6 protein-coding genes are annotated in these 13,253 nt (G+C 74.8%); 1 reads left to right on the top strand and 5 read right to left on the bottom strand.

Features of this window, described 5'->3' with window-relative positions; all coding sequences use genetic code 11:
• Positions 1-43 precede the first annotated feature (43 nt).
• The 5 genes from ACLGIH_RS21125 to ACLGIH_RS21145 all read right to left on the bottom strand — a co-directional run bounded on the left by ACLGIH_RS21125 (position 44) and on the right by ACLGIH_RS21145 (position 11,032).
• The gene (locus ACLGIH_RS21125; protein WP_416526823.1) at positions 44-2,296 is read right to left on the bottom strand and encodes a bifunctional glycosyltransferase/CDP-glycerol:glycerophosphate glycerophosphotransferase; all 2,253 of its coding nucleotides are present in this window, start codon (positions 2,294-2,296) and stop codon (positions 44-46) included.
• Positions 2,297-2,461: 165 nt separating this feature from the next.
• Positions 2,462-3,379: a carbohydrate ABC transporter permease gene (locus tag ACLGIH_RS21130; protein ID WP_416526824.1), complete on the bottom strand. Its 918-nt coding sequence runs from the start codon at positions 3,377-3,379 to the stop codon at positions 2,462-2,464.
• Between the two features lie 91 nt (positions 3,380-3,470).
• On the bottom strand, positions 3,471-4,826 hold the full coding sequence (locus ACLGIH_RS21135) for a carbohydrate ABC transporter permease (RefSeq protein ID WP_416526825.1): 1,356 nt from the start codon (positions 4,824-4,826) through the stop codon (positions 3,471-3,473).
• Between the two features lie 4 nt (positions 4,827-4,830).
• Positions 4,831-6,225, bottom strand: a complete 1,395-nt coding sequence (locus tag ACLGIH_RS21140; RefSeq protein ID WP_416526826.1) for an ABC transporter substrate-binding protein — start codon at positions 6,223-6,225, stop codon at positions 4,831-4,833.
• 277 nt (positions 6,226-6,502) lie between these two features.
• Entirely contained in the window at positions 6,503-11,032 is a 4,530-nt protein-coding gene (locus ACLGIH_RS21145; RefSeq protein ID WP_416529441.1) for an FtsK/SpoIIIE domain-containing protein, read from the bottom strand.
• A gap of 390 nt (positions 11,033-11,422) precedes the next feature.
• Between ACLGIH_RS21145 and ACLGIH_RS21150 the strand changes: the two genes are divergently transcribed.
• Entirely contained in the window at positions 11,423-13,177 is a 1,755-nt protein-coding gene (locus ACLGIH_RS21150; protein ID WP_416526827.1) for a serine/threonine-protein kinase, read from the top strand.
• Positions 13,178-13,253 lie beyond the last annotated feature (76 nt).

Below are 13,253 nucleotides of genomic sequence, written 5' to 3' on the forward strand. Positions count from 1 at the left end.
GCGAGGAGCTGCGGAGCATGTGGCCTCCCTGTGGGAAACGCGGTCAGCGGCTCGGGGTGACGGTGCGCGGGCCGGCCGGTCGCGGCACGGACGCGAGCGGCGAGTGCGGCAGGGACGCGGCGGCGGAGGGGGCCGGGTGGCGCTCGTCGAGCGGTACGACCGGTGGCAGGTCGCTCTCGCTCGCGCCGAGCACCACACGGCGTACGACCCGCTCGGCGGCGCGACCGTCGTCGTACGGGCAGAACCGGGCGCGGAACGCCGATCTGAGCTGCGCGGAGCGCGAGCCGCGCCAGTGGCCGGTGGCGAAGATGTCGATCAGCTCGTCCTCGCTGCGCGCGACCGCACCGGGCGGGAAGGCACGCAGGTCCAGGTAGGTGCCGTGGGCGGCCTCGAACGCCTCCGGCTCGTCGGCGTGCAGCACGATCGGCCGGTCCAGGCCCGCGTAGTCGAACATCAGCGACGAGTAGTCGGTGACCAGCGCGTCCGAGGCCAGGCAGAGCGAGGCCATGCTCGGGTGGCCGGTGACGTCGATGAGCCGGTCCGAGGCGCCCTCGCGCCGGAAGGGCCCCCGGGCCAGCACCACGAAACGCGGGCCGAGGCGGCGCAGGACCTGCTCCAGGTCCAGGCCGGGACGCTGGGTGCGGCGGTAGTCCCGGTGGGCCGGCGCGTACAGGATCGCCACCGTGCCCTCGGGGACGCCGAGCAGCTCGCGCAGCCGGGTCACGTCGGCGGCCGTGGCCGTGTGCAGCGCGTCGGTGCGGGGCTGGCCCACCTCCAGCGTGGTGTAGCCGCCGGGGAAGACCCGTTCCCAGGCCAGCGTGGAGTGGCGGTTGGCCGAGACGACGTAGTCCCAGGCCGCGACGGCGCGCAGCATCCGGGCGAAGTCCGTTCCGCGGGCGGCGGCCGGGCGTTCCTGGAGGTCCAGGCCGGCGTGTTTCAGCGGCGTGCCGTGCAGGGTCTGGATCAGCACCTGGCCGCGGCGCTTGACCAGCCGGGCGTCGAAGCCGGTGTTGTGCACCAGGTATTTGGCACGGGCCAGCTCCGTCAGGTAAGCGGCCGTGCCGGGCGTCACCCGACGCGGGCCCGGCGGGACGGCGTGGTGGTGCGCCGGGTCGGCGGCCCACGCGGTGCGGACGTGCGGCGCGAAGGTGCGGAACGCCTGCTCCAGCGCTCCCGGATTGCACCCGTGGCCCCGGCCGCCGTGGGCCGCGAACAGAGCGCGGTCGGCACGCACCGGAAGCAGGCGCTGGAGGCGGTAGTGCAACCCGAGCCCGGCCGTGCGCACGGCGCCCAGCAGCCGCGCGGTGAGCTTCCGGGCGCCGCGCGCCAGGGCCGCCGCCAGCCGCAGGGCGCGGTACGTCCGGTACAGGCCCAGGCGGGTCAGGGTGTGGTGCACGCGCGCGCGGGGGGTGACGGTGGCGCCGGGGACCCGGTGGCGGCGGTAGTGGGCGCGGGCCCGGCGCAGGAACTCGGTGCGTGCGCCGCGCGGCAGCCGGCGCCGGGAGTACACCGTGGCCAGGTGGTCGACCATGCGGCGGAACAGCACCGGCCGCCAGCGGGCCAGCTCCGGATCGGACTCCAGGAACGCGAACACCCGGTCGTACTGCGCGAAGACGTCGAAGTGCCGCTCGCCGGGCGTGCCCAGGATGCTGCCCTGCCGCCGCTGCCGGTAGTGCACGCAGACCCGGTCCAGGGTGGCGATCGACTCCGCCGTCATCAGCACCGGGTAGGTCCAGGGGGTGTCCTCGTAGTAGCCCGGCGGGAAGGAGAAGCCCTGGCGTTCGACGAACTCCCGGCGGCAGGTCTTGTTCCAGGCGACCATCAGCAGATGCAGCAGCCCCGGACGGTCGGCCAGCCGGAACGGGGCCGGGCCCTCCTCGGTGAGGCGCGCGGCGGCCTGGTTGCGCACGGCCTCGCCGGTCCAGTACGTGCGTGCGTAGTCGTAGACGAGTACGTCCGGCTCGTCCGTCTCCTTCAGCCGGTCCGCGATGGAACGCAGCGCGTCGGGGGTGAGGGTGTCGTCGCCGTCGAGGAAGACCAGGTAGTCGCCCGTGGCCCGGTCCATCCCGGCGTTGCGGGCCGGCCCCAGGCCGGCGTTCTCGGGCAGGTGCACCGGCCGTACACGCGGGTCGCGGGCCGCGAACTCGTCGATGATCGCGCCGCAGGCGTCCGGTGAGCAGTCGTCGACCGCGATCAGTTCGAAGTCGGTGTACGACTGCGACAGCACCGAGTCCAGGCACTCGTGCAGATACGCCTGAACCTGGTACGCGGGGACGATGACACTGAACCGGGGCACGGGGACATCCATGGGTCGGCGCGGGCGTTCGGCCCGGGAACGGCCAATGGAGTGACTTGGTTACGGTGCCTACGGCATTCGGGGGACCGGACTCGAACACGGCAGGGGGCGGACCGGCAGCCGGTCCGCCCCCGAGCCAGGGCCACAAGTTCTCGCCGTGCGCCGCTACTTCACCGCGCCCGCCATCACGCCGGACACGAACTGCCGCTGGAAGGCGAAGAACACGGCCAGCGGGATCACCATGGAGATGAACGCGCCGGGCGCCAGCACGTCGATGTTGTTGCCGAACTGCCGTACCTGCGTCTGGAGGGCGACCGTGATCGGCTGGCTCCCGGAGTCCGAGAAGATCAGCGCGACCAGCATGTCGTTCCACACCCACAGGAACTGGAAGATGCCCAGACTGGCGATGGCCGGGCCGCCGAGCGGCATCACGACCCTGGCGAATAGCCGCAGTTCACCCGCCCCGTCGAGGCGGGCCGCCTCCAGCAGCTCGCGCGGGATCTCCGCGAAGAAGTTCCGCAGCAGGAACACCGCGAACGGCAGGCCGAAGCCGACGTGGAACAGGATCACCCCGAGGATCGACCCGAACAGGCCGATGTTGCCGAACAGCTCGGCGATCGGGATCAGCGCCACCTGCACCGGCACCACCAGCAGCCCCACCACGCCGAGGAACCACCAGTCGCGGCCCGGGAACTCCATCCAGGCGAACGCATAGCCCGCCAGCGAGCCGATGACGACGACGAGGACCGTCGCCGGGACGGTGATCAGCACGGTGTTGACCAGCGAGTTCGTGATGTCGCTGTTGCGGAGCAGCTCGTCGTAGCTGGCGAAGGTGAGCTGGGAGGGCTTGGTGAGGACCTCCCACCAGCCGCTCGCCGCCATGTCCCGCGGGGTGCGCAGCGAGGACAGCAGCAGACCGATGGTCGGGACCAGCCAGAACAGGCCGACCACGATCAGGAACACCTGAACCAGGCCGCCGCTGACCCTTTCGGCGAGCCGTGAGCCCAGCGACCGCTTCGGCTCGGCGGGGGAGGCGGGCGGCTTCGGCTCCGCCTTGGTGAGAGGACCCGCGTCCGCGCTCATCGCCGCACCTCCCGCCGGAGTCGTCGGACGTTACTGTGCTCATCCGGAGGAGAACCCCCGGACTCCCGGCCGCAGCACGGCACATGCGATGTCATCGCCGCACCTCCCGCCGGAGTCGTCGGACGTTGAACCACATGACGGGGATCACCAGCAGCAGCAGGAACACCGCGATCGCGCTGGCGACGCCCGGCTGGTCCGCCGCGAAGCCCTTGCGGTACAGCTCCAGGGCGAGCACGTTCGCGTCGTCCTGCGAGGAGCCCGGCGCGATGATGAACACCAGGTCGAAGATCTTCAGCACGTTGATCATCAGGGTGACGGCCACGACCGCGAGGACGGGCGCGAGCAGCGGCACCGTGACCCGTCTGAAGACCTGCCACTCGTTGGCGCCGTCGACCCGCGCGGCTTCCAGCAGTTCCCGGGGCACGCCCGCGAGTCCCGCCGCGATCAGCACCATCGCGAAGCCCGCCCACATCCACACGTACGACCCGATGATCGCGGGCGTCACCAGTGACGGGCCGAGCCAGTTCAGGCCGTTGTACGGCTCCTTGAAGTTGTCGCCCGGCAGCCGCAGCAGCGCCCCGTCGGCCGCGGCGGGCAGCGTGAACGTGCCGTCGGCGGCGGCCGTCGTCGACGCCACCACCCTGCCGTCCTTCACCGCCTCGATCTTCATCCCGGCATAGCCGAGCTCGGCGTCGTCGACGCCGTTGAGCTGCCCGACGCCCTTGCCGCGGGTGAAGTCCTGCCAGGTCGTGCCGGTGACCTTGCCCGGCTCGGCCCGCGGCGCCACGGCCGTCTTCGCGTCGTCCGGCATCACGTCGGGGGCGACGCCGACCAGCGGCAGCGCCACCGGGTCGCCCGCGCGGACCGGCTCCTTGGTGACGAACGCGCCGCCGCCGGCCGGCTGAAGCGGCGACTCGCGGCCCGGGTGGGCCTTCGGGAACGCCGACGCCTGGGCGAACGTGTCGTGCACGCCGACCCATACCGCGTTCGCCACGCCCTTGTCCGGGTCCTGGTCGTAGACCAGCCGGAAGATGATGCCGGCCGCCAGCATCGAAATCGCCATCGGCATGAAGACGACCAGCTTGAACGCCGTGCCCCAGCGCACCCGTTCGGTGAGCACGGCGAAGATCAGACCGAGCGCGGTGGCCACCGTCGGCGCGAACACCACCCAGATGATGTTGTTCTTCAGCGCCGTACGGATGCCGTCGTCGGTGAACAGGGCCTGGTAGTTGTCGAAGCCGGCGAAGGAGTCGCCGGACTGGTCGTAGAAGCTGCGGACGACCGAGTACCCGATCGGGTAGACCACGAGCGCGCCGAGCAGCACCAGGGCGGGCAGCAGGAACAGGGCCGCCACGGTCCTGCGGGTGCCGGTCACGCTCTTGCGCGGGCGGGGGGCCGGGGGCGTCACCCCGGTCTTGGCGACGCCCTCCGCGGCAGCCGACGTCATCGCGTCAGTTCCCGTACGCGGCGGCCGCGTCGGCCTCCAGCTTCCGCTGTGCGCCCGCGACGTCCTTCGGGTTCTTCAGGAAGTCCTGCAGCGCCTTCCACTCTCCCTTGCCGGGCGTGCCGCCGAAGGCCTGCGGGGCCTGGTCGGACATGTCGAACCGGAAGTCGTCACCGGCCGCGATCAGCGCCTCGGCGATCCCCCGCTGGACGTCGTTGGGGTACGCGGAGGCGTCCACGTTCTTGTTCGGCGACAGGTAGCCGCCCAGCTTCGCGTGGATCACCGCCGCGTCCGGGGAGGCCAGCCAGGTGGCCAGCGCCTGCGCCGCCTTCGAGTCCTCCAGGATCACGGCCGCGTCACCGCCGGAGACCACCGGCGCGATGTCACCGACCGCCGGGAACGGGAACGCCTTGGCGTCCTGCCCGACCTTCGCGGTCGTCTCGCCGATGTTCACCTGCACGAAGTCGCCCTCGAAGACCATCCCCGCCTTCGGCTGGGCGCCGCCGGTGAAGGTCTGCGTCACCGAGGCCGGGAACTCCGTCTGCAGCGCGCCGGACGCGCCGCCCGCGATGTAGTCCTGCTTGCCCCAGATCTCGGCGAGGGTGGTCAGCGCCTCCTTCACCGACGGGTCGGTCCACTTGATCTCGTGCTTGGCCAGCTGGTCGTACTTCTCCGGACCCGCCTGCGAGAGGTAGACGTTCTCGAACCAGTCGGTCAGGGTCCAGCCGTCCGCGCCGCCGACGGAGAACGGGGTGACGCCCGAGTCGTAGACCGTCTGCGCGGTGCTGAGGAGTTCGTCCCAGGTCTTCGGCTCCGAGACGCCAGCGTTCTCGAAGACCTGCGTGTTGTACCAGATCAGCGACTTGTTGGCGGCCTTGTAGTAGACGCCGTACTGCTTGCCGTCGACCTTGCCGATGTCCTGCCAGCCCGGCGAGTAGTTCTCGCCCAGTTCCTTGAGCGCCTCGGCGCCCAGCGGCTTGGCCCAGCCCCTGTCCACGGCCTGCTTGATGGCGCCGGGCTGCGGCAGCATCACCACGTCCGGCGGGGCCCCGCCCGCGATCTTCGAGCCGAGGAAGTTGATGATCGGGTCCTGGGCGGGCACGAAGGTCACCTTGGCACCGGTGCGCTTCTCGAACTCCGCGAGGACCTTCTTGAAGTTCTCCTGCTCGGCGCCGGTCCAGACCGCGGCGACCTCCAGGGTCTCGCCGTCCAGCTTGGGGAGGGTGACGGCGCTCTCCGTCTGCTGGTCGCCGCCGCCCTGGCCGCCGTTGCCGTTGCCGCCGTCGTCGTCCCCGCCGCACGCGGTGAGCGAGAGCGCCAGCGCGCCCGCGGCGAGGGCCGCCGCGACTCTCGTGGCCTGCCTGACGGTCCTGCGTTTCCCGATGGTGCTGCTCGTGCGCATCACTGCCCCGTTCTTCGTGCCTCGTCGAGCGTTCGGCGCTGTCCCGTGCGGTCTGGTGTACGCCCGGGGGGTTGGGGGCGGCAAGAGCGCGTCCCTTGTCAACCGGGGGATCGTGACCCCCTCGTGACCATGGGTTGCGGGGGTGGGGGGTGGGAGTGGTCCGGGGCGCGAGGATTGGGTGACTGAGAGTCAGGCTTGGGGCGCCGCCGGGGTGTTGGGGGCAGTGCAGGGTTGTTGAGGGGGGCAGGCCTGGGGCAGGAGCGTGGGTGGACGGGCGTCAGAGCAGCGACGGCACTTCCGCCGCCGAGACCTCGCGGGCCGCCCGCTCCAGCGCGCTCGCCAGCAGTGCCAGGTCCGTCGGGCCGTTGCCCAGCTCCCGGACGGGACGTCGGGTGGGCGGATCGCCCATGCGGTGCCACTCCAGTGGGACGACCGTGGGGCGCAGGGTCGCCGTGCGGGGGATGCGGCCCGTGACGCGGCCCGCCTGCAGCGGTATGACCCGGCCGTCGGGGACGGTCAGCCGCCCGCGTCCGGGGGCCGGTTCGTCCGGGCCGGGTACCGGCGTGTCCAGGGTGACGCGCAGCGCCGCCCGGCGCGCGGGCTCCGTCTGCGCCGTACGGCCACCGGGGGTCGCCGCCGCGACCAGGTGGACGCCGAGCCGCTCGCCCTCGCGCGCCACGGCCTCCAGCGCCCGCATCACGGACCCCGCGGCGGGGCGCCCGGGCGATCCGAGGGCGGGCGTGACCAGGGCGTCCAGGTCGTCGACGACCACCACCAGCCGGGGCAGCGGCGGCGCGGCCTCCGCCCGACGCCGCGCCGCGCCCGGCCGCAGCCGCAGCGTCGAGCTGGGCGGGGCGTCCAGGTCCGCGGCGCCAGGGGACGGGGGACCGGTGGGAGTGGTGGGGGCGGTGGATGGGGTGGCGCCGGTATCGGCGGTGTGCGCGGGGGCCACGGCGGGGCCGGTGGCCGGGGCGGCACCGGTCGTCCCTGAGAGACCGCTGGTGCTGCTGGTGCTGCTGGCGCTGCTGTTGGTGCTGGTTCCGGTGCGGGTGCGGGCGCCCGCCGTGCGCTGGGCGACCATCCGGCCCGAGACCTCGCGTCCGGTGTGCCACTCGGTGAAGTCGGACCGCCCGAGCAACTCGGCGCGGCGCTTGAGCTCGGCGCTCAGCGACTGGGCGAACTCCCGCATGCGCACCGGGTCGTTGGCGGTGAGGTGGGTCGTGACGTGCGGGACGTCCGTGCAGCTGCGCAGGCCCTCGCCCACCGCGCCGCCGGTGCCCACGCCGTCCCGGCCGTCGATCAGGACGACGCCCAGGCGGTCGGGGCGCTCGGCCGAGGCGAGCGAGGCGACGAGCGCTCGCAGCAGCTCCGTACGGCCGCTGCCCGGCGGCCCCTCGATCAGCAGATGCGGTCCCTCGGCCGCCAGGTCCACGGTGACCGGGCCGCGCGGTCCGGCCCCCAGCACGCCGTGTGCACGCCCGCCGAGGGCGGTGGTGTCGTCCGCCGCGTCCGCCCACCGCGCCATCAGGGACGCCGGGGTGGCCCGGGCCAGGCCCAACTCGTCGAGGAGCCGGGCCGTCCGGGGGAGCGGTGCGGACACGCGCGGGTGCCGCTGACCGAGGGTGCCCTCCGGGCGCAGCGGGGCCAGCGCCCGCGCGAACCGCTCGGCCCAGGGCTGGGAGACGGCGTCCACCGTGCCGAGGGTGCCGTGGCCCACCGGACCGGGCCGGGGGGCGTCCGTGCCGGGTGCGCCCGCGCGGGCGACGCGGAGCAACCGCAGGGCCGTCGCCACGTCCCCGCTGAGCAGTGCGACGGCACCGCACTCCCGGAACACCGGCGAGACGGCACAGGCCGCCTCGTACGTCTCCGTCACCGGCGAGGCGGGGGAGGCGGCGGGCGTCTCGGCGAGGCACACGAGGTGGATCCCGGCCCGCGGCCCTTCGACCGCCAGCCGCGCCACCGCCTCGCGCACGTCGGCGCCGCCGGGGTCGCCGTCCACCACGACCACCGTGTACGGACCGGCGAAGCCGGCCGGCTCGCCGGAGTCCCCGTCGGCACGTGCCCAGGAGGGCCGCCGGACGGTCCCGGCCGCGTCTTCCGTGGCCGGGGTGTGGGGGTAGTGGCCGGCCGGGGCGGCCGGCAGGCCCGGTCCGGCGACCGCCCACCGTGCGGCGGAGCCGAGGACGGGGGCGGCAGCGCCGGACGCTCCGGGGGTTGGCGCCGCGGCGCCGGTTGTGCCCGAGTCGGGGACGCCGGGGACGGGGGCTGCCGAGCCGGGTGCGCCGGAGGTCGGGGGCGCCGGCGGTGTTGCCCGGGGGGCGGGTGCTGGGGAGGCTGATGCTCCGCCTGCGGTTGGTGTGGGCCGTGATGCGGTGGGCGCGGAGTAGCCGGGTGCCGCCGAGGCGGATGCTCCGAGAGCCGGTGTAGCCGGTGTCGGGGAGCCGGCGGCCTCTGCGGTCCCTGCCGCCGCGCCGGGTGCCGCGGTGCCGTGCCCTGCGGTGCTGTGCGCTGCGGTGCCGTGCCCTGCTGTCCCGTGCGCTGCTGTACCGGCTGTTCCGGGGAGCGGCCCCCCGGCGCGGGCGGCCGGCACGGTGTGGGCGGGCGTCGCCGGGCGTGGCCTGCCCGACCGGGCGTCCGCCAGGTGGTCCTCCAGCCGGCGGACCAGTTCCTGGACACGCGCCGCGGCCTGCTCGCGGTCGTGGGCGAGCAGGAGACGGCAGTCCTGGCCGTGCCCGGGGCGCAGATGCGGCAGCCAGCCCAGCCAGGACCACTCGGCGGTGCGCTCCTGGACCGGGCGGGCGCGGTCCGTGCTGATCAGGACGATCTCCAGGACGTCGGGGGAGTGCAGCGCGGCGAGCTGGGCCAGCACCGCGCGGGCCAGCCCGGAGAGCCGCTCGCGCGGACCCGCCAGCCCGAGCGCCCCGGCCTCGCGCAGCCCGGCGGTCACCGGCACCGCGGGCAGCGGCGACGAGCCGCCCGGCGCGACCCGGTCGGCCGTGCCGAGCCGCACGGTGAGCGCCTCCGGATGCCCCGGCCCGCGCTCCCACAGGCGAGGCCCGGGGCCCAGCGCCGTCAGCAGGAGCGCGGCCGGGTCGGGCCACCTCTCCGGTGTCGGGGGCGCGGTGACAGTGGCCTCGGCCGCGGGGTCGCCGGCCGGTTCGGCGTCGTACGCCGGACGCCCGGCCGCGCCCGGCTCACCGCGCCCGCCGGTCAGCCGCCGCGCCCACGCCGTGAGCCCCCCGCGCCTGCGCACGCCCTGTGGGGCATCGGTCCCCCGCACCGGAGTGCCCTTCCGGCGGCCGGTCCCGCTCCCGGCGACCGAGTCCCCGGAGTCGGTCGCCGGGGGCGGGCCGGCGTGCGTGGCGTCGGCGGCCCCGGCGCCGGACGCGGACGGGTGGTCCCCGGTGCCGGCGAGGGGCGTGGCGGTCGGTGCGGCGGCGGGCGGGCGGGTGCCGCCGTGCGTCTCGATCGTCGGGGCGCCGCCCTGGCCCGGTACGAGCGGCGCCTGCGGAGCGCCGTGGTCCCGGGCGCCGGGCGAGGCGTCGGCGGAACCCCAGCCCGCCGAGCCGTAGGCGTGCGGGGTCCCCCGGACTTCCCGGCCGCCCTCGTGGGCCTCCCGCCGTTCGCGGGCGCCCGGCCCGTCGTGAACCTCCGGGCCTCCTCGGGCTTCCTGGCCTTCTCGGTGGGCTTCCTGGCCTCCTCGGGCTTCCGGACCTCCGCGGGCTCCCGGGCCCACCTGGGTGCCGCTGCCCACCAAGGCGCTCGGCCCCCCACGGGCGTCCCCACCCCCGTGCGCGTTCGGGCCCCCGTGGGTGCCCGGGCCCCTGTGGCCGTCTTCGCTCCCGTGGGTGCCCGGGCTTCTGTGGCCGTCTTCGCTCCCGTGGGTGCCCGGGCTTCTGTGGCCGTCTTCGCTCCCGTGGGTGCCTGGTCCCCTGTGGTCGTCCTCGCTCCCGTAGGCGCTCGAACCCCTGTGGCCGTCCTCGCTCCTGTGGGTGCCCGGGCCCGCACGTCCGTCCTCAGCGCCGTGGGCGCCCCGGCCCCCGCGACCGTCCTCGCCCCCGTACGCGGCCGGCCCCCCGGGGCCCGCCGGGCCGCTCACCGCATGGTCCGTGCGCGCGGGTGCCGCTCCGCTCCCCCCGGCCGGTACGGCCACGCGCACGTGCCCCTCGCCGTCCGGGGTCGTCACCACCCGCTCCGACCCCCGGCCCGCCACCAGCCGCAGCGCCGACTCGCCGATCCGCAGCAGCGCACCCGGCGCGAAGCGGACGGGGCGGTCGCCCACGCGGGCGCCGTCCAGGGTGGTGCCGTTCGTCGAGCCGAGGTCGGCGACCGAGACGTGGCCGTCGGCCGCGACGGTCACCGCGCAGTGGAACCGGGAGACGTCCGGATCGTCGAGGGCTACGTCGGCGCCGGCGGAGCGGCCGAGCCGGATCTGGCCGCCGTGCAGCAGATGGACACCGCCCGCGTCGGGACCGGCGACCACATGGAGCTGGGCCGGGGCGTCGTCCGCCTCGGGGTGGGGCTCCGGCTCGCCCGGGGCGCCCAGCGACAGCACGGCACCGTCGATCAGCGGGGGCTCGCCCAGCGTGCAGCGCTGGGCGTCGAGCCGCCGCTCACCGGCGTACAGCACCACGGAACCGGAACCGGAAGCGGAGCCGTCACCACCCGGGAGGGCCGAGGCCAGCGCCGACGCCACCGCGGCCAGGGCCGTGCCGGCCGGGGCGGTGACCAGCACGTCGCAGCCTGCGGCGCTGCCCGCCGCGGAGGACGGGCGCAGCGGGTCCACGACGGTCAGCCGGATCTGCATCACTTCCCCCACCGCCACACGAGCACGTCTGCCAGTTCTGGAGGCATCCTCGCACCTGCCGCTGACAACGCGCCCGCCCTCCACCGTTCAATGATCTTGATTGGTCGGCTCTGCCCGCAAAAGTGCCTGACCAGTGCCGCCCGGCTGATCGTTTGAGCATCGCTTGAGATCGGTCACGTCCGGGCCCGGCAACCAACGGACCGGGTCGAGCGTCTTTCCTGTGAACACGCACCGGAAGCGGAACCCGGGCGCGGATGACGGACCGACGCGGAGACCGACGGAGATCAACCGCGGGCCCGCGGCCGGGCCACAGACGACGACGGCCCGGTGCCGCGCAGGGCGGCATTACAGTGGGTCGGAAACGCCAGCAAGCAGCAGGGAGCGCATGACGTGCGGCCGGTAGGCAGCAAGTACCTCCTCGAGGAGCCGCTCGGACGCGGCGCCACGGGGACCGTCTGGCGAGCCCGCCAGCGTGAGACCGCGGGCGCCGAGGCGGCCGTACCCGGACAGCCCGGCGAGACCGTCGCGATCAAGGTCCTCAAGGAGGAGCTCGCGAACGACGCCGACGTCGTGATGCGCTTCCTGCGGGAGCGGTCCGTACTGCTGCGGCTGACCCACCCGAACATCGTCCGGGTCCGCGACCTGGTGGTGGAGGGCGATCTGCTGGCGCTGGTCATGGACCTCGTCGACGGCCCCGACCTGCACCGCTACCTGCGTGAGAACGGGCCCTTCACCCCCGTCGCCGCCGCGCTGCTCACCGCTCAGATCGCCGACGCGCTCGCCGCCAGCCACGCCGACGGCGTCGTGCACCGCGACCTGAAGCCGGCCAACGTCCTGCTGAAGCAGGACGGCGGCGAGATGCACCCGATGCTCACCGACTTCGGGATCGCGCGCCTCGCCGACTCGCCCGGCCTCACCCGCACCCACGAGTTCGTCGGCACGCCCGCGTACGTCGCGCCGGAGTCCGCCGAGGGCCACCCGCAGACCTCCGCCGTCGACGTCTACGGCGCCGGCATCCTCCTCTACGAGCTGGTCACCGGCCGTCCGCCGTTCTCCGGAGGCTCGGCCCTGGAGGTCCTGCACCAGCACCTCAGCGCCGAGCCGCGCCGCCCGTCCACGGTCCCCGATCCGCTCTGGACGGTCATCGAGCGCTGCCTGCGCAAGACCCCCGACGAGCGCCCCAGCGCCGAGAACCTCGCCCGTGGCCTGCGCACCGTCGCCGAGGGCATCGGCGTGCACGCGAGCTCCGCGCAGATCGCCGCCGCGGAAGGCGTCGGCGCCCTCCTCGTCCCGGACCCGGCACCCGCCCCCGTGCCCGGCACGCCCGGTGCCGCCGACCCGACCCAGGTGCTGCCCCACGGCGCGGGCTCGTACGACCCGAACGCCGCGACCAGCGTCCTGCCGCACACCGGCGGCCCGGCCGGCGCCGCCGACCCCACCTCCGTCCTGCCGAACCGCGGCGCGGCCGACCCGACCGCCGTGATGCCCCCGGTGCCGCCGGGGCCGCCCGGTCAGCAGGGCCAGCAGGGCCAACAGGGCCAGCAGGGCCAACAGGGCCAACAGGGCCAACAGGGACAGGGCGGGAGCCCCGAGGACCCGCACCCCTGGCAGAACCAGCTGCGCGCCGCCCGCGACCGCAACGAGCAGACGCAGGTCCAGTACCTCGACCCCGCCCAGGACCCGCTGCGCCGCCGCCCGCAGCGCCAGGTCGCCCGGCCGCAGCAGCAGCCGCAGCGGCCGCCGCAGGGCGGGCCCCAGCCCCAGCAGGGATACGGGCATCCCCCGCAAGGCCGGCCGCAGCGCTACGCCACCCCTCAGCCGCAGCAGCCCCCGCAGCCCCAGCCGCAGCGGTACGCCCCGCCGCCCACGCCCGAGCCGCAGCGCCCCCGGCGCGAACCCCGGCCGCCGAGGCAGCGCAGCGCCAACCCCATGCGGATCCCCGGCCTGGGCTGTCTGAAGGGCTGCCTGTTCACGATCGTCATCCTGTTCGTGGCCGGCTGGCTGGTCTGGGAGCTGAGCCCGCTCCAGGAGTGGATCGGCACCGGCAAGGGCTACTGGGACCAGATCACCACCTGGGTCGGCGATGTCGCGTCCTGGGTCCAGGACCTGGGCGGCAGCGGCGGTACGGGCTCCGGCACCGGCTGACCGGCCCGGCCGCCCCGGCCGCGGCCAGGTTGGGGATTTGTCGACACCTGGCGGGTGATTTCCGCCTCCGCGGTGA

Origin of the sequence: Streptomyces hamibioticus, from assembly GCF_047946815.1 — a bacterium.
Classification (GTDB): domain Bacteria; phylum Actinomycetota; class Actinomycetes; order Streptomycetales; family Streptomycetaceae; genus Streptomyces.

What these genes read in the sequence shown, in the direction of transcription:
- ACLGIH_RS21140 (WP_416526826.1), bottom strand. Translation starts at nt 6,225, where the DNA reads ATGCGCACGAGCAGCACCATCGGGAAACGCAGGACCGTCAGGCAGGCC.
- ACLGIH_RS21145 (WP_416529441.1), bottom strand. Translation starts at nt 11,032, where the DNA reads ATGCAGATCCGGCTGACCGTCGTGGACCCGCTGCGCCCGTCCTCCGCG.
- ACLGIH_RS21130 (WP_416526824.1), bottom strand. Translation starts at nt 3,379, where the DNA reads ATGAGCGCGGACGCGGGTCCTCTCACCAAGGCGGAGCCGAAGCCGCCC.
- ACLGIH_RS21135 (WP_416526825.1), bottom strand. Translation starts at nt 4,826, where the DNA reads ATGACGTCGGCTGCCGCGGAGGGCGTCGCCAAGACCGGGGTGACGCCC.